General features: G+C 36.2%; 18 protein-coding genes and 1 riboswitch. Of the genes, 7 read left to right on the plus strand and 11 right to left on the minus strand.

Annotated elements, in window-relative coordinates; translation table 11 throughout:
• The first annotated feature begins 59 nt into the window (after positions 1 to 59).
• Positions 60 to 308: a ferredoxin gene (locus tag BJK46_RS03140; protein ID WP_014613875.1), complete on the plus strand. Its 249-nt coding sequence runs from the start codon at positions 60 to 62 to the stop codon at positions 306 to 308.
• 262 nt (positions 309 to 570) lie between these two features.
• Here BJK46_RS03140 and BJK46_RS03145 read toward each other — a convergent pair whose 3' ends face one another.
• From BJK46_RS03145 to BJK46_RS03170, 6 genes are all read right to left on the minus strand, one after another.
• Positions 571 to 1,116, minus strand: coding sequence for an ECF transporter S component (locus BJK46_RS03145; RefSeq protein WP_014613874.1), 546 nt, complete (start codon positions 1,114 to 1,116; stop codon positions 571 to 573).
• 65 nt (positions 1,117 to 1,181) lie between these two features.
• Positions 1,182 to 1,320: riboswitch (FMN riboswitch) on the minus strand.
• A gap of 155 nt (positions 1,321 to 1,475) precedes the next feature.
• Positions 1,476 to 3,233 (minus strand): ATP-binding protein, encoded by a 1,758-nt coding sequence (locus BJK46_RS03150; RefSeq protein ID WP_103263550.1) that lies wholly within the window; start codon positions 3,231 to 3,233, stop codon positions 1,476 to 1,478.
• On the minus strand, positions 3,220 to 3,942 hold the full coding sequence (locus tag BJK46_RS03155) for a response regulator transcription factor (protein ID WP_026066968.1): 723 nt from the start codon (positions 3,940 to 3,942) through the stop codon (positions 3,220 to 3,222). Before BJK46_RS03155 ends, BJK46_RS03150 begins: the two co-directional genes overlap by 14 nt.
• Before the next feature lie 111 nt (positions 3,943 to 4,053).
• Positions 4,054 to 4,800 carry a pseudouridine synthase gene (locus tag BJK46_RS03160; RefSeq protein ID WP_063282605.1) on the minus strand — a complete coding sequence of 249 codons (747 nt, stop codon included), beginning with the start codon at positions 4,798 to 4,800 and terminating at the stop codon, positions 4,054 to 4,056.
• Complete coding sequence (scpB, locus tag BJK46_RS03165) at positions 4,801 to 5,343, minus strand: SMC-Scp complex subunit ScpB (protein WP_063284382.1); 543 nt, start codon at positions 5,341 to 5,343, stop codon at positions 4,801 to 4,803. It lies immediately after the preceding gene.
• Positions 5,333 to 6,061 carry a segregation and condensation protein A gene (locus BJK46_RS03170; RefSeq protein WP_065520493.1) on the minus strand — a complete coding sequence of 243 codons (729 nt, stop codon included), beginning with the start codon at positions 6,059 to 6,061 and terminating at the stop codon, positions 5,333 to 5,335. The genes scpB and BJK46_RS03170 overlap by 11 nt, the downstream gene beginning before the upstream one ends.
• A 94-nt stretch (positions 6,062 to 6,155) precedes the next feature.
• Between BJK46_RS03170 and BJK46_RS03175 the strand changes: the two genes are divergently transcribed.
• Complete coding sequence (locus BJK46_RS03175) at positions 6,156 to 6,662, plus strand: DUF309 domain-containing protein (protein ID WP_096533738.1); 507 nt, start codon at positions 6,156 to 6,158, stop codon at positions 6,660 to 6,662.
• Positions 6,663 to 6,948: 286 nt separating this feature from the next.
• Here BJK46_RS03175 and xerD read toward each other — a convergent pair whose 3' ends face one another.
• The 3 genes from xerD to BJK46_RS03190 all read right to left on the minus strand — a co-directional run bounded on the left by xerD (position 6,949) and on the right by BJK46_RS03190 (position 8,978).
• Positions 6,949 to 7,836 (minus strand): site-specific tyrosine recombinase XerD, encoded by an 888-nt coding sequence (gene xerD, locus BJK46_RS03180; protein ID WP_014613866.1) that lies wholly within the window; start codon positions 7,834 to 7,836, stop codon positions 6,949 to 6,951.
• A gap of 39 nt (positions 7,837 to 7,875) precedes the next feature.
• Positions 7,876 to 8,331 carry a ferric iron uptake transcriptional regulator gene (gene fur / locus BJK46_RS03185; RefSeq protein WP_014613865.1) on the minus strand — a complete coding sequence of 152 codons (456 nt, stop codon included), beginning with the start codon at positions 8,329 to 8,331 and terminating at the stop codon, positions 7,876 to 7,878.
• A gap of 104 nt (positions 8,332 to 8,435) precedes the next feature.
• Positions 8,436 to 8,978, minus strand: a complete 543-nt coding sequence (locus tag BJK46_RS03190; protein WP_014613864.1) for an NUDIX hydrolase — start codon at positions 8,976 to 8,978, stop codon at positions 8,436 to 8,438.
• 79 nt (positions 8,979 to 9,057) lie between these two features.
• On the opposite strand from BJK46_RS03190, the gene BJK46_RS03195 reads away from it, so the two are divergent.
• Positions 9,058 to 9,978: an aldo/keto reductase gene (locus tag BJK46_RS03195; protein WP_103263549.1), complete on the plus strand. Its 921-nt coding sequence runs from the start codon at positions 9,058 to 9,060 to the stop codon at positions 9,976 to 9,978.
• Here the strand turns inward: BJK46_RS03195 and BJK46_RS03200 are convergent.
• Entirely contained in the window at positions 9,975 to 10,730 is a 756-nt protein-coding gene (locus tag BJK46_RS03200) for an SDR family NAD(P)-dependent oxidoreductase (protein WP_037542980.1), read from the minus strand. The two genes, BJK46_RS03195 and BJK46_RS03200, sit on opposite strands and share 4 nt — an antisense overlap.
• An 85-nt stretch (positions 10,731 to 10,815) precedes the next feature.
• Between BJK46_RS03200 and proC the strand changes: the two genes are divergently transcribed.
• Positions 10,816 to 11,631: a pyrroline-5-carboxylate reductase gene (gene proC, locus BJK46_RS03205; protein WP_014613861.1), complete on the plus strand. Its 816-nt coding sequence runs from the start codon at positions 10,816 to 10,818 to the stop codon at positions 11,629 to 11,631.
• Positions 11,632 to 11,755: 124 nt separating this feature from the next.
• Here proC and rnz read toward each other — a convergent pair whose 3' ends face one another.
• A complete protein-coding gene (rnz, locus tag BJK46_RS03210; protein ID WP_014613860.1) occupies positions 11,756 to 12,673 on the minus strand; it encodes a ribonuclease Z in 918 nt (305 codons plus the stop codon).
• A 155-nt stretch (positions 12,674 to 12,828) separates the two neighbouring features.
• Here rnz and zwf point away from each other — a divergent pair, with 155 nt between their 5' ends.
• From zwf to BJK46_RS03225, 3 genes are all read left to right on the plus strand, one after another.
• On the plus strand, positions 12,829 to 14,313 hold the full coding sequence (gene zwf, locus BJK46_RS03215) for a glucose-6-phosphate dehydrogenase (RefSeq protein ID WP_014613859.1): 1,485 nt from the start codon (positions 12,829 to 12,831) through the stop codon (positions 14,311 to 14,313).
• Positions 14,314 to 14,453: 140 nt separating this feature from the next.
• Positions 14,454 to 15,311: an AraC family transcriptional regulator gene (locus BJK46_RS03220; protein ID WP_014613858.1), complete on the plus strand. Its 858-nt coding sequence runs from the start codon at positions 14,454 to 14,456 to the stop codon at positions 15,309 to 15,311.
• Positions 15,312 to 15,492: 181 nt separating this feature from the next.
• Positions 15,493 to 15,762: an MFS transporter gene (locus BJK46_RS03225; protein WP_226957563.1), complete on the plus strand. Its 270-nt coding sequence runs from the start codon at positions 15,493 to 15,495 to the stop codon at positions 15,760 to 15,762.
• The last annotated feature ends 70 nt before the right edge of the window (positions 15,763 to 15,832 follow it).

Here is a 15,832-nt window from a genome sequence, read left to right on the forward strand (position 1 = left end):
CACAGAACTACAATAAAATTATAATGTGAGTATGGTACTTTGAAAAGGGAGGCGAAAAAATGGCTAAATATACAATTGTTGATATGGATACTTGTATAGCTTGTGGTGCATGTGGTGCAGCTGCTCCAGATATTTATGACTACGACGATGAAGGTATTGCATATGTAATTTTAGATGACAACCAAGGTACAACGCCAGTACCAGAAGAATTGTATGAAGATCTTGAAGATGCTTTTGAAGGTTGCCCTACTGACTCTATTAAAGTTGAAGAGGAGTCATTTGATGGTGACGCACTCAAATTTGAATAGTTCATATTGAGGACACTTGTCTTTAATATTAATATAAAACAACTTAAGGTCTAAGTAAACTAAGATGAGGGTTGAGTAGAAAAATGGTTTGATTACCATGCTACTCAATCTATTTTTTATGTTTTGAATAAAAATCCGCTTTGTATTGATAGAAATCATATCCGAACATTCTTTACATCAACAGCTTTATTGTTTAACTATTGCTTCACTCATTGACTATAAAAAAGGCTGGAAACCACAATGTCCCAGCCTGTTAAGATATTTATTTCAAAATATGTCCAATGCGTTGATAGAGCAATATAAAAATAATAGATATCAATGCGCCTTTGATGATGTTAAATGGAATAATGCCTGCTGCGATAATCAACTTAAGATTATTCGCGATATCAGTAAGGTTCATTATCATGCCATAGAGTGGGAGTAACACGAAATAATTCATGACAGCTAACACAATGGTCATGACAATAGTACCAGTAATTAATCCTAAAATGAGATGTTTTGTTGATTGATTATTACGATAGATTCCATAACTTACAAGTAATAAACTCGCACCTGCTAAAAAGTTAGCAATTGGCCCAACAGGATCACTTAAGTTAAAAAAGAAATTCAGTAAGTTTTTAATTAGTTCAACGAGCAAACCCGCAACCGGCCCGAGTGTAAATGTCGCCAATAATGCTGGTGCATCACTAAAATCAATCGTTAAATATGGCGGTAAAAATGGCAACGGAAACTTTATAAATGTCAGTACAATTGCAATTGCACTTAACATCCCTACCGTTATCATTCGTTTCGTTTGCTTTTGTTTCATAAAAAAGACCTCCCATTAAATTCATCTTTCACGAATAGGAGGAATAAAGAGCAACACAAATAAACCTCCATCTTCTCCCATCCAGACTTTAACTGTCGGCTCTAGAATCTCACTAGATCAGCCACAAAGATGCTGAACATCATTTGCAGGTCGCAGGCTTATTTTACTGCCGGTTGGGAATTACACCCTACCCCGAAGATGAATTAATTTTTTATTATTTTCGTTAATAGTTTACATGAGATAACTTTTGAATACAATCTATTTGCAACAACTTAAACATCCTGAAGATATAAATAAAGAACGGCGATACCTCGATTTTAAAATGAGATATCGTCGTTCCTGTAGAAATTCATCCTTGCTTAATCGATTTCTTCTACATGTGATTTTTTAGGTAATGAAATGATAAATTTTGTTCCTTTGTCGAGTTCACTTTCTACTCGGATGTGACCACCATGCGCATTTACAATCATGCGTGTAATAAACAATCCAAGCCCTGTTCCTTGTGAGCCCCTTTTACGTGCAGAGTCCACTTTATAAAAACGCTCGAAAAGTTTCTCTAAATGTTGAGGTGGGATACCAACGCCCGTGTCTTCAATAGTTAAAATTTGATGGTCATGATCCGCCGTTGCTTTAATTGAAATTGTATCGCCGGGTTGTGTATAACGTGACGCATTATCGACAAGGTTCGTCAACACTTGTTCCATGCGATCAAAGTCATAGTACCAAAGTGAAGCCATCTCGCCGTCCATTTGAAAATCTAAGGTCAAATTTAGTTCTTGTGCTTGTTGACGATATTTCATCGCCATTTTTCTAACTAAATCTTGCATCGGTTGCACTTCTTGCGTAACATTCAACCCCTCAGCATCCATTTTCGCGACATTCAACAATTCATTGACTAAGCGACTTAATCGTTTAGACTCGTCTAATACAACCGTCAAAAATTCATTGATTTCTTCCGGTTCAGTGACGACACCATCCACGATCGACTCGGTATAACCTTGTAATAATGAAATCGGTGTGCGCAATTCGTGAGAGACACTTGCGATAAAGTCTTTTTTCACTTGTTCAAGCTCATGTTCGTTTGTCATATCACGTACGATAGCAACAAGGCCGCCTTCACCGTTAGTTTGAATTTTTTTAATATGACTCATAATAATCACATAAAAACGTTGATTCATTTCATATTCTCGATATTCCGTTTTTTGACTCTCAAATGTATCTTCAATTTGTAGATTAAACATTTCGCGGTCGGATTCGTTAAATTCTGAAAGCATCCGTTCAGCTAAAGCGTTTGAAATAATAATTTGTTTTTTATGATTGATACCTAATACCCCTTCAACCATTGAATTAATAAGGGTGTCACGAATATTTTTAGATGTCGTTAACGCATCGATATGCGTTTGAATACTGCGACTCATTTTGTTAAAAGTCATCGCGAGCTCGCCAATTTCATCTCTCGTTTGAATTGGTACACGCTTGTCATAGTTTCCTCGAGCGACTTCTTTCGCCTGGGTTTTAAGTTGACGCAGTGGATTCGTAATACGTGTTGATAAGAAAAATGCGAAAACCGTTGTAATGGCTAGGAAAACGACAGCTGTAATTAAAATCATAACCGTAATGATGTTATTCGTATCATCAATACTCTTTAAATCTTGATAAATAAATATCGCTGAAGATTGGCCGTTGTTATCTTTAGAAGGATAACCGAGTAATACATAAGTATGCGTTTTACCATCAATTTTAAAAGTGACGTGTTGTAACTCAGAATGATTATTTTTTAGTACACGGTCAAAATTTGGATGCTCACTAATTTCTTTAAGCATTTTCTTTTTAACAGTATCTTTTTCATTGATATGCGCACGGTCGGGTAAGATAATGAGGCCTTTATTATCCTCTAACAAAGCTTCACTATGTTCAATGGCGAGTTTTCGATTATCATTTTTAAGTAATACTTGGTTTACGTTTTCAGCACTTTGATAGAGCGCACGTTCAGTTTCTTGCGTGAAATAATATTGGAAAAACGTGATTAATGCAGCACTTAATAAAATTAAAACTGTCGTTACTATTAAAATAATAGTTAACCACAGTTTTACGACAACGTTATTAAGTCGTTTCATCCGACTTGCTAACTTCGAATTTATACCCTACACCCCAAACGGTTTGTATCATTTTTGCTGCATCTGCAGAAACACGATTTAATTTTTCACGCAAACGTTTGACATGTGTATCTACAGTACGTAAATCACCGTAAAATTCGTAATGCCAAACTTCTTTTAATAATTGTTCTCTATCAAATACTTTATTAGGTGTTTTAGCTAAGAAAATGAGTAATTCATATTCTTTTGGCGTAAGATTAACCGGCGTCCCATCAGCCAATACCTTATGTGCATCATTATCAATCGTTAAATGTTTAAATTCAATCATATCACGGGCATGCGGCTCATTTTGTTCAGCTTTTGAAGATTCTGTACGACGTAATAACGCTTTAACGCGCAACACAACTTCGCGTGGTGAAAATGGCTTAACGATGTAGTCATCAGCACCTGATTCAAAACCTTCAACGCGATTATTTTCCTCGCCTTTTGCAGTGAGCATAATAATAGGCGTATCTTTAAGTTCACGTAATTTAACCGCAACTTCAAGACCGTCCATTTCAGGCAACATTAAATCTAACAAAATACATGAATAATCATATTTTGTCGCCATGTCTAAAGCTTCGCGTCCATCACTAGCTTCTGCGATGACATAACCTTCTCTTTCTAAATATAATTTTAATAATTTTCTAATTCGATGTTCATCATCTACGACTAAGATTTCATTAGTCATCATGACATACCTCCCACACATGGTGACATTTCTAACTCAAAGCATATTATACCATAATGATTTCTTCGGGTAATAATAAAACAATGACGTGCGTGCTGACTTGAATAATAGTTAACGTTGTTGTTGACCGTTCTCTGCAAGGTGACGAAGTGATTTCACTTCATGTGGTGACAATACACGCCCTTCTCCAGCGCCGAGCCCTTTCAAAGTGAGCGGACCAAATGAAACGCGTGATAACTTTTGTACACTAAAACCAAAATGTTCAAACATACGACGTACTTGACGGTTTCGCCCTTCAGTAATGGTAATTTCAACAAGTGACGTATTTTTTTCTTTATTTTGCTTTTTCACTTTTACTTTTGCAGGTTGTGTGAGTCCATCTTCAAGTTGAATTCCTTTTTCAAGTTGTTTCACTTGTTCACGTAAAATATACCCTTCTATTTTTGCAACATACGTTTTGGGAATTTTATAGCGTGGATGTGTCATTAAGTTTGTAAACTCACCATCATTTGTTAATAACAGCAGTCCAGATGTGTCATAGTCTAAACGACCCACTGGATAAATACGTGTTTCTAAGTCATCAAAATAATCAGTAACGACTTTTCGACCACGATCATCTGAAACGCTCGTAATGACTTGCGCAGGTTTATAGAACAGGATATAAAGTTTGTCTTCTTGCTCAAGTGGTATCCCTTCTACGGTCACTTCATCAGATGGACGTACTTTTGTCCCTAATTCAGTGACAGTTTTACCATTGACCTGTACTTTGCCTTCTTCAATTAATGTTTCTGCTTTACGTCGAGAGGTATAACCACTGTTCGCAATACGTTTTTGTAATCTTTCTAATTGTTGACTCATTTAAGAATCTCCTTTCTGATTCACCAGTTGGCTGAAAAACGATTCAATTTCCTCTTCTTCTTCATCTGTTGTTGGGAGTGCCTCAAGACTTTCCAAACCAAAGACATTTAAAAATAAATCTGTTGTAAAGAGCTGTTGTCCACGTGCTTCGGGATTAGTTTTAGGTTCAACCAATCCTTTAGCAATCAATGTTTTAACGGGACCGTCAGATTGAATTCCGCGTATCAATTCGATATCATTACGTGTCATTGGCTGATTATAGGCTATAATGGCTAACACTTCCATGGCAGCTTGTGACAATTTGGCAGATGCTTTATTAATGATGAGTGATTCGATATACGGTTCTGCTTCTTTTTGGGTCGTTAAAACATAAGTTTGACCGAACTTTTGTACCATGAGCCCAGGTAACTCAAGTGTATCGATCGCACGGTTTAACGTTTCGTAATCCACGTCGAGTGATGCCATCAGTTGTGCCTCATCAATGCCATCCTCACCAACTGTATACAGTATCGCAGTTAGCGCTTCAGTAACTTTAAGCGTCATAATTTACTCCTTTTCTAATTTCAAAGTTGTGGAAAGCTTTCACTTGTTGCAATTGTATCATGCCTGTTTTTGACATTTCGAGTAAAGCCAGAAAATGTGTGACGACGTGTTCGATAGATTCATTAAATGTAAATAAATCAAAAAATGTAATTTGAGGAACTTTCTTTAATTTATCATAAATGTATGTCGTTGATTGTTGGATGGTATACGTTTCTTTTCGAATATCCACAGTAGTCGGTTTCTTCAAAGAGACTCGTGTTTTCATTTTTTGATAAGCGACGATCAGTTTCGTTAAATCAATCGTCGTATCTTCGGGAAGGCGCTCAGAATATTCATAATGTGAAAGGTCAGTCGGTGGTTTCGTGTAATAATGTTCACGTGCTTGGCGTTTCTCTTCTAACATTTCTGAATAAGCTTTGTAATTTTGATATTCGATTAACTTTTCAACGAGCGCCTCACGTGGGTCTTCATCTTCAACTAAATCAGATGACGTATCAGGCAACAACATTTTACTTTTAATCATCAGTAATTCTGAAGCCATCAATAAATACTCACTTGCAATATTGATCTCTAATTTTTTCATAGCGTGAACGTACTGCATATATTGTTCAGTTAATTCGCGCATAGGGATGTCATAAATATCAATTTCAAATTCATTGATGAGATGCAATAATAAGTCTAAAGGCCCGTTAAAAGCATCTAGTTTCACTTCGTACATATCTGTACCTCATTTCATAACGCATGTAATGTGCATAATAACAAAAAATATTATAACATGTTTGATGTATAACAATAAATTTTTGGAGTGAGCCATGTTGGAAAATGATTTAGTCCATTTTTACTATCAGTTTCATCATGAACAGCATTATTTTCTCTGTCATGATATTTTAGAAGAAGCATGGAAAATGCAACACGCCTTTTCAAAACAAGATGCGGTCGTTAGTTTAATTTTGCTTGCAACAGGAAGTTATCATTATCGTCGTGGTAACTTTAAAGGTGCGCATAAAACATTTAACAAAGCTTATCAAATTATAGTCAATTATTCTGAAGAGACGATGGCCACTTTAGGACTTGTACGAAAAGCCTATTTAAATATATTAACACAATTGATACAGGATACTGCACAAGAAATTCCGTTTTCACCGATTCAGCTCCCCCTCACAGCAACGATGATTGTGAAAGTTAAGATGCAGTTTCCGGATTTTCAGGTGACTGATACAGTGGTAGAGACACCAATGATCTTACATCATCATCAGTTGAGAGATAGAAGTGACGTCATTATAGCAAGAGAAGCGGCTTTAGAGGAAAGAAGGAAATAATCTCAAGCCCCTCATTTGTTGAGGCTAAATCAAGATTCTACAAGATTGTTAAATGACGCTTCTATGTAACATGTTAGGCGTCTTTAATGGCCAACTGATCCTCGGGAGTCTCGGGTGGTTCCTGTTATCTTTCTGGGTAACGTATTTCAAACACTGTGATGATTTTGAAATCATTATTGGGATGTACTAAAAATTTCGTTTGTATGATTGTGAACGATTTTTATCATTAAATACAAAAAAATGGATGGGTATGAAGTGTGAACGGTTAGCTTCTTACCCATCCATTTTACGCTCTTGGATGATAGTCTTGGTAAATTTTACGGATTTGATTTTTCGTAATATGTGTATACAACTGTGTTGTTGATATATCAGAATGTCCTAACATATCTTGTACAGCACGTAAATCAGCACCATTTTCTAATAAATGTGTTGCAAATGAATGCCGTAATGTATGTGGGGTTAAACGCTTCATAATCCCTGCTTTGACACCAGTTTGCTTAATCATTTTCCAAACGCCTTGTCTGGAGAGTGGTTTGCCATGTAAATTTAAAAATAAAACATGTGTGACCGTATGCTTTAATAACTGAGGTCTAATATTTTGAATGTAGTGTGTTAAACAATCAATGACCGTTTCGCCTAATGGGACAATGCGTTCTTTACTCCCTTTACCGAAAACTTTGACAAAGCCCATCATTAAATTGATATCCTCAACTTCAATATTGATCAATTCAGAAACACGTATACCTGTTGCATACAGTAGCTCGAGCATTGTTTTGTCTCGATAGCCGTTAACTTTCGATTCGTCAGGCGCCATTAATAATTGCTCAACTTCTGCGATAGATAAAACATCTGGAAGTTTACGATCATATTTAGGCGTTTCGATAAGTACAGTTGGATCATGTGAGGTATAGTTTTCTCTTAAAGCAAACTGATGGAAACTCCGAATTGTAGATGTAAAGCGTGCAATGGTTTTTGCTGAGCGCCCTTCATCATGTAAAAAACCAAACCACTCTTGAATCATTTGGCGGTCCACAAAGTTCAAATTCGCGACTTTATGCTCAGCCAAATAGTTCAAATAATGATTCAAATCACGGCGATAAGCAGCAATCGTATTGTTGGATAGCCCTTTTTCAATTTGAATAAATCTTAAATACTCATCTCGAATTTCTTCCATAGATTGCCCCCAATTCTGTTCAAGAACTGTACTTGATTATCATTTAGCCCCCTTGCCTTCTTTTTGACAAGTTTCGCAAATACCATGAAATGTCAGACGATGGTCTAAAATTTTAAAGTTATATTCATTTTCTACACGTTCTTCAACTTGCGGTAATAAATCTTCTTCAATTTCATCTACGCGGCCACATTCCATACAAACTAAATGATGGTGGAAATGTTTTGAGCCTTCTTTACGTAAATCAAATCGAGAAACACCATCGCCAAAACTCACTTTGTCGACAACTTTCAAATCTGCTAATAGTTCTAATGTACGGTAAACAGTTGCGAGCCCAATTTCTGGTGCTTTTTCTTTCACTTTTAGATAAACATCTTCGGCACTTAAATGGTCAGCTTCATTTTCGATCAATACACGCACGGTTGCTTCACGTTGCGGTGTTAATTTGTAAGAAGACTGTTGCAACTGTTGCTTCACGCGATTCAGTCTTTCCTCCACGGAAGCCTCACTCCTCTACTGAAAATTATAATTATTACAATTAGACATGTTTTCTTGTTATAAATTACCAGTAATTGAGAAAAAAAGCAACCTTTTTTCGATTCTTATTTAGAATGATTATAATGTAATAATAGATGTTGAAATGCAATGAATGTTTTCGCATCTTCAATCGTACGGGCTTCAACAGCTTTTTTAACATCATCTAATGAATAAAGCACTTTCTCAACAAATTCATCTTCATCTAGGTTGACTTTACCTTCAACTAAATTATCTGCAAAATAAACAGAAATTTTCTCATTTGAAAAACCAGGTGTGCCATAAACTTCACCAATTAAAGTGAGTTTCTTTGCTTTATATCCTGTTTCTTCTTCAAGCTCTCGCATCGCTGCAGATTCGCGGTCTTCTCCAGGTTCAAGTTTGCCTGCAGGTATTTCTAACAACTCTTGTTCTAGAGCTTTACGATATTGCTTCACTAAAATAACTTGTTGATCCGGTGTTAAAGCACAAATTGCGACTGCACCGTTATGTTTTACCACTTCACGATAAGCGGTCTCATTGTTTGGTAAAGACACTTTATGTTTTTCTACTTCAATAATTTTCCCTTTATAAATGGATTCTTTAGAAATAGTTTTTTCTTCAAAATGCATGGTGAGTCCTCTCCTTTTCAAATATTCATACGGTTTGCTATCATGAATATACAATGATTTTATCGGAAGGAGTGGCATCATGCAAAAAAATGTTTTGAAAAGTGGTATCGAATTATCTGAGCTCGGCCTTGGATGTATGAGTTTAGGTACAGAAGAAAATAAAGCTGAAGAAATTATTGATGCAGCAGTGACAGCAGGGATTACATATTTTGATACAGCAGATATTTATGATCAAGGGGTCAATGAAAAAATCGTTGGTCGCACACTTAAAAAGTATCAAAACCGTGATGATATTGTGATAGGCACAAAGGTGGGTAATCATTTAAAGGAAAACGGTGAAACATTTTGGGATCCTTCCAAACGTTACATTAAAGGAAATGTGAAAAACTCATTACAACGGCTTGGATTAGATACACTCGATTTATATATGTTACACGGGGGTACGATTGACGATCCACTTGATGAAACAATTAGTGCGTTTGATGAACTGAAACAAGAAGGCGTCATTCGTGCGTATGGTCTTTCTTCAATTCGTCCTAATGTGATTCGTTATTATTTACAATATAGTCAAATCGAAACGTTAATGACTCAATTCAATTTAATCGATAATAGACCCATCGATTTATTGGATGAGGTCCAAGACAAAGGTGTGAAATTGCTCGCACGCGGTCCTGTATTCAAAGGTTTATTAACGCCAAGTGCTGAAAAAGTGTTAATAACAAAATTTGCTGAGGGCATTTTTGACTACGATCATCATGCTCTGAAAGAAACTGTAACGGCATTACAGCAAATGAACCCAGAATTGACAGGATTAGCATTCAATTATTTAAAGTCATTTGATGTTTTAGGTTCTATCATTGTCGGTGCAAGTTCAGTTGAGCAATTACAACAAAATGTGACGCACTATCATCAAGAAGTCAACCCAGCACATTTAGAACAAGCCTCTGATATAGTGAAACACTTACACTATGCACAACATTGGGAAATGCCTAACAGTTAGTGCTTCTTCCCTAAGAAAAAGGGTCGTCCTATTTTCTCAAAAAAACGTGGTGCGAGTTGGTAAAGTTTAAGTAAAAAATGAACGGACTGAGGCATATTCAGTTCTTGTTGGCGATGTTGAATCGCGTGAACAATCTTTTCGGCGAGTTGTTCAGGGTTCAACATTATTTTTTTCATTTTACGTGCATAACGACCAGATGGATCTGCTTTTGCATGAAAAGGTGTCTCAATGGGTCCAACATTGACGTTGAGCACGTGCCATTGGGGTTGTTCGATACGTAAAGCGTTAAGTACATGATTAAAGGCTGCTTTACTTCCGCCGTAATGCGCTGCATAAGGTTGTGTTGCTAAAGCGGCTTGACTACTGATTCCAACAATAGAAGCATGCTTTGTTAAAAAAGGTGCGCATTGATTGATTAACATTGAGAAATGCACCACGTTCACTTGATACGTTTGTAAAATTTCAACAGGTGTATGTTCAAGTAACCCTTTAAAATAACCGAGTCCAGCTGAGTGTATCACGCCATCAAATTGCGTTTGGTTATTAAAATGTCGAGCTATTTGATTTACATCACTTTCTGTCGTCAAGTCACACTGAATTATTTGTACTTCTGAATTTGGAAATAACGATCTTGCTTTGTTTACATCACGTACAAGTAGTGTAATAGAAAAATGGGCAGATATGAGGGCTTGTGCGAGTGCATACCCTAAACCGCTCGTACCACCAGTAATTAAAAAATGGCCTTGTTGCATTGTATCTCTCCCCTATTTGACTCAATAAAATGTGGTTATATGTTACTATAAGACAAGAAAATACTTTTAGGAAGTGATAGTTCGTATGAAAATTGTATTTTATGGTGCAGGCAATATGGCGCATGCGATTTTTACAGGTATTCTAAATTCAAAAGTTGTTCCAGCAGACAACATTTATTTAACAAATCGTTCAAACGAAGACATGTTGAAAGAATATGAAGAAGATTTAGGTGTTCAATATAGTTATGACGATGCCGCCTTGTTAAAAGATGCTGACTATATCTTTTTAGGCTCGAAACCACATGACTTTGATCAATTGGCTGACAGAATTAAGCTACATGTAGAGCCAAACAATCGATTTATTTCTATTATGGCAGGGCTTCCTATTTCTTACATTAAAGAAAAGCTTGACACGACGAATCCGATTGCACGCATTATGCCGAATACAAATGCGCACGTCGGCCATTCTGTGACAGGAGTGAGCTTTTCTTCAAACTTTGGGGGTAAAGCGAAGGACGAAATTTTAGAAATTATTAATGCATTCGGTACAGCATTAGAAGTACAGGAAAATCACTTACACCAAGTGACAGCGATAACAGGAAGTGGCCCTGCATTTTTATACCATGTCTTCGAACAATATGTGATTGCAGGAACAAAATTAGGGTTAGAAAAATCGCAAGTGGAAGAATCGATTCGCGAATTAATTATCGGAACGAGTAAAATGATTGAACGTTCAGATTTAAGTATGGAGCAATTAAGAAAAAACATTACTTCAAAAGGCGGTACCACACAAGCAGGTTTAAACGCTTTATCTGAATATGACATCGAGGGTATATTTGAGGATTGTTTAAATGCTGCCGTGAATAGAAGTATCGAACTCTCAGCACAAGATGATGATTAAGTGGATAAATCAACTTAACTGTGTGCGTGCAAAGTAACTTCATAACTTAAAACTAGGAAAAGGCTGGGAAAACATGATATTGATATGCTCCCACCCTTTCTTTTTGTATAGCAATATAATGACATTAAAACTGATAGCTATCGAAATCTTCTACAAATTGGAAGGATAATGGCGAATGGACTTTCAATTTCGTTTCGATTTCATTAATATCTTCTTTCATGTAACGACTACTTATGTGTGTGAGGAGTCCGTGTTTTACGCTAGCTTTTTCAATTAACGCGAGGACATCTTCAATATGGCTATGATGATACGCATTCGCTAATGTTTTATCGCCATCAATATAAGTAGACTCATGCACTAATACATCGGCATCTTTAGCCAGCTCAAGCGCATATTGACTCGGTCGTGTATCGCCAAAAATCGTCACCACTTGCCCTTTTTTATCAGGTCCTTTAAAGTCATTGGCATTATAGATTTGACCTTCAAATTCAAAAGTATCTTGTGATTTCACTTTTTGATACTGTGGTCCTGGAGGCATACCAAGTGCTTGTAATTTTTGCACATCTAACTTACCCGGCGTATCAGGCGCTTGAATACGATAGCCAAAACACGGGATACCATGATTCAGTGGACGTGCGTTAACTTCGAATCCATTAATAGATAAATTCATTTGATCTTCTATTTCAATGATATGTAATGGATAATTAAGATGTGAATATGTGAGTGATAAATTGTATTCAACATAGTCTTTAATGCCTTTAGGTCCTATGACAGTCAATGGTTTGGATTCGCCACCTTGAAATGAACGGCTCGTCAACACACCGGGTAAACCGAATACATGGTCGCCATGCATATGTGTAATAAAAATATGACTGACTTTTCCGAGTTTAATTGAATGGTGTAATATTTGGTGTTGTGTTGCTTCACCCACGTCAAATAACCAAACATCAGTCGCATACGGTTCGAGTTTAAGCGCAATTGACTGTGTATGGCGTTCTTTTGTAGGTAATCCAGCACTTGTACCGAAAAATGTAATTTCCATGCATCGTACCTCCTTTAGCGTTATATTATCATAAAACGACGAACAAACGGCAAATTTTAAGTGTAAAGCAGAATATATGACCGAAAACGCGATATGTTCTATAATAAACACATCATTAATGTATGAACTAAAATTAAGAATTGGGGTTTTGAATCTTGAATAAGACAATTAATCATGTTCCAGCACTCATAACAATTTTTGGTGCCACTGGTGATTTAAGTCACCGTAAACTTTTTCCATCACTCTTTCACTTATATCAACAAGACAATTTAGATGAAAGAGTGGCAATTATTGGTATCGGAAGACGTGAATTAACTAATGATGATTTTAGAGCTCAAGTGAAATCGTCAATTCAAGAACACGTACAAGATACAAAACATCTAGACAAGTTTATGCAACATGTATTTTATCAACCACACGATGTCAGTGATGAGGAAAGCTACCAAAAATTATTAGAATTAAGCGAATCATTAGACCGTGAATTTTCATTAGACGGCAACCGTGTCTTCTATTTAGCAATGGCACCTCGATTTTTTGGTGTCGTAACGGATTTCTTAAAATCTTCAGGTTTAACGAATACAAAGGGCTTTAAACGTCTTGTTATCGAAAAACCATTCGGCAGTGATTTGAAATCAGCTGAAGAGCTTAATGAACAAATCCGTCGTTCATTTAAAGAAGAAGAAATTTTCCGTATCGACCATTATTTAGGTAAAGATATGGTGCAAAATATTGAAGTATTACGTTTCAGTAACGCAATGTTCGAACCATTATGGAACAATAAATACATTTCAAATATTCAAGTGACATCTTCAGAAGTGCTTGGTGTTGAAGACCGTGGCGGTTATTACGAAACGAGCGGGGCTTTAAAAGATATGGTACAAAACCATATGTTACAAATGGTTGCGTTATTGGCGATGGAGCCACCTATTAGTTTAAATAGTGATGATATCCGCGCTGAAAAAGTAAAAGTGTTAAAATCATTACACGTGCTTCAACCAGATGAAGTGAGAAACCAATTTGTTCGTGGTCAATATGATCAAGGTTTTATTAATGGTCAAGAAGTAAAAGCTTACCGTGAAGAAGATAAAGTTGCTGCTGATTCGACTACCCCTACTTTCGTGTCAGGTAAAGTAGAAATCGACAACTTCAGATGGGCGGGCGTGCCATTCTACATTCGTACAGGTAAACGTATGAAACGTAAATCGATTCAAGTCGTTGTAGAATTTAAAGAAGTACCGATGAATTTATATTATCAAAAGGATAAACATTTAGATTCCAACTTACTTGTGATTAACATTCAACCTAATGAAGGTGTGTCAATTCACCTCAATGGTAAAAAATATGTTCAAGGTATCGAAACTGAACCAGTACAATTATCTTATGCAATGAGTGCACAAGATAAAATGAACACAGTGGATGCTTATGAAAACTTACTTTACGATGTGTTAAAAGGTGACGCAACGAACTTTACACATTGGGAAGAATTGAAATCAACATGGAAATTTGTGGATTCAATTCAACAAGCTTGGGATCATTTCGAACCAGAATTCCCTAACTATGAATCAGGAACAAATGGTCCATTAGACAGTGATTTATTATTAAGTCGTGACGGCTTTAAATGGTGGAACGATATTCAATAAAGATAAGCATACATCTTCATTGATACACATCAGCTAAGTGACTCACATTTTAGTGTCACTTAGCTGTTTTTTGTTATATAATAAATTATTAGATACATCATGAGAGAAAGAGACTTTAAGAGTTATAAGGAGTGAAAATTTTGGACGTCATTAAACATTTACAACGCGCAATGGTTTATATTGAAGACCATTTATTAGAACCATTCGACTTACAAACTTTAAGTGAATACGTTGAAATTTCTCCTTATCATTTAGAACAATCTTTTACGATGATTATTGGAAAAACGCCTCAAGAATATTGTCGCGCACGCAGACTGACACTTGCAGCTAATGATTTAATCCACGGTGCGAATCGTTTGATTGATCTTGCAAAACGTTATCAGTATGCGGATGCGAATACATTTGCACACGACTTTAGTGATTATCATGGGGTGTCACCGTTACAGGCAAAGCTAAAAAAAGATCAACTTCAAATGCAGGAACGACTTTATTTAAAATTATCGACAACTTCGCAAAAGCCCTACCCTTATCGTTTAGAAACATTAGGCGATTTTTCGTTAGTCGGTTGTTCTCGTTTTGTACCATCAGCGGAATTAGAACATCATTTCATCATTCCGGATTTTCTTGAAGATTTAAAAATGGACGGCACGCTAAAAGATATCATCCGCTATAATGATATCGGACCGCATGAATTGTTTGTGGTCAGTTGCCCGCTTGAACAAGGACTTGAAATCTTTGTCGGTGTCCCAAGTGAACGTTTTCCTGGTCATTTAGAAGATCGCTTTTTAGCAGGACGTCAATACGCCGTGTTTAATTTACAAGGTGAAATTGATTTTGTTACAAGTGAGGCTTGGCACTACATTGAAACAAGTTTACAATTGACTTTACCATTTGAACGCGATGCCTTATATATTGAGATTTATCCACTCGATATTTCGTTCGAGGATCCATTTACAAAAGTGCAATTATGTGTTCCTGTGAATATTGATGAAAATTAAAGCTATAGCAAGCACAATCGTTGAGATGCGTTGTTTCAGTGACGGATGAGAAACGATTGTGCTTATTTTGTGTGTAGTTAGATGGGAAAATAAACAACTCACATATATTTCTGAATATTCACTCTTTAAATTTATTCCCGTATCGCATATGATACAAATAAGGAATGAGGAGGAAAATATGATGCAGAAGTCAGTTATTCTTATTTTGTTTAGTACCATTTCAACTATGTTTTCAGACATCTTCACTTTTGCATGCGGCTTTTATGTATTACAACTAACCGGTTCAGGCAGTCTATTTGGTACTTATTTATCGATTCTAGCTATTATTCAAGTATTGACTATGCCGATATTCGGAAATATGATTGATCGACATTCGAATCAAAAAATGCTGATTTTAGGGCAAGTTTTAAGTGTCGTTACGCTATTCATTTTTTTCAATGGCATATCATGAAGAAATTGCGAGTATTTTTTGGGTCATGATTGTTTTAGCAATTATAGATATGATTGTCAAAACCATTGTC

The organism is Staphylococcus pseudintermedius (genome assembly GCF_001792775.2).
Lineage (GTDB): Bacteria > Bacillota > Bacilli > Staphylococcales > Staphylococcaceae > Staphylococcus > Staphylococcus pseudintermedius.

Excerpts from the sequence above, each read along its gene's own strand:
- BJK46_RS03140 (WP_014613875.1), top strand. The coding sequence starts at position 60 with ATGGCTAAATATACAATTGTTGATATGGATACTTGTATAGCTTGTGGT.
- BJK46_RS03145 (WP_014613874.1), bottom strand. The coding sequence starts at position 1,116 with ATGAAACAAAAGCAAACGAAACGAATGATAACGGTAGGGATGTTAAGT.
- BJK46_RS03150 (WP_103263550.1), bottom strand. The coding sequence starts at position 3,233 with ATGAAACGACTTAATAACGTTGTCGTAAAACTGTGGTTAACTATTATT.
- BJK46_RS03155 (WP_026066968.1), bottom strand. The coding sequence starts at position 3,942 with ATGACTAATGAAATCTTAGTCGTAGATGATGAACATCGAATTAGAAAA.
- BJK46_RS03160 (WP_063282605.1), bottom strand. The coding sequence starts at position 4,800 with ATGAGTCAACAATTAGAAAGATTACAAAAACGTATTGCGAACAGTGGT.
- scpB (WP_063284382.1), bottom strand. The coding sequence starts at position 5,343 with ATGACGCTTAAAGTTACTGAAGCGCTAACTGCGATACTGTATACAGTT.
- BJK46_RS03170 (WP_065520493.1), bottom strand. The coding sequence starts at position 6,061 with ATGTACGAAGTGAAACTAGATGCTTTTAACGGGCCTTTAGACTTATTA.
- BJK46_RS03175 (WP_096533738.1), top strand. The coding sequence starts at position 6,156 with ATGTTGGAAAATGATTTAGTCCATTTTTACTATCAGTTTCATCATGAA.
- xerD (WP_014613866.1), bottom strand. The coding sequence starts at position 7,836 with ATGGAAGAAATTCGAGATGAGTATTTAAGATTTATTCAAATTGAAAAA.
- BJK46_RS03190 (WP_014613864.1), bottom strand. The coding sequence starts at position 8,978 with ATGCATTTTGAAGAAAAAACTATTTCTAAAGAATCCATTTATAAAGGG.
- BJK46_RS03195 (WP_103263549.1), top strand. The coding sequence starts at position 9,058 with ATGCAAAAAAATGTTTTGAAAAGTGGTATCGAATTATCTGAGCTCGGC.
- BJK46_RS03200 (WP_037542980.1), bottom strand. The coding sequence starts at position 10,730 with ATGCAACAAGGCCATTTTTTAATTACTGGTGGTACGAGCGGTTTAGGG.
- proC (WP_014613861.1), top strand. The coding sequence starts at position 10,816 with ATGAAAATTGTATTTTATGGTGCAGGCAATATGGCGCATGCGATTTTT.
- rnz (WP_014613860.1), bottom strand. The coding sequence starts at position 12,673 with ATGGAAATTACATTTTTCGGTACAAGTGCTGGATTACCTACAAAAGAA.
- BJK46_RS03225 (WP_226957563.1), top strand. The coding sequence starts at position 15,493 with ATGCAGAAGTCAGTTATTCTTATTTTGTTTAGTACCATTTCAACTATG.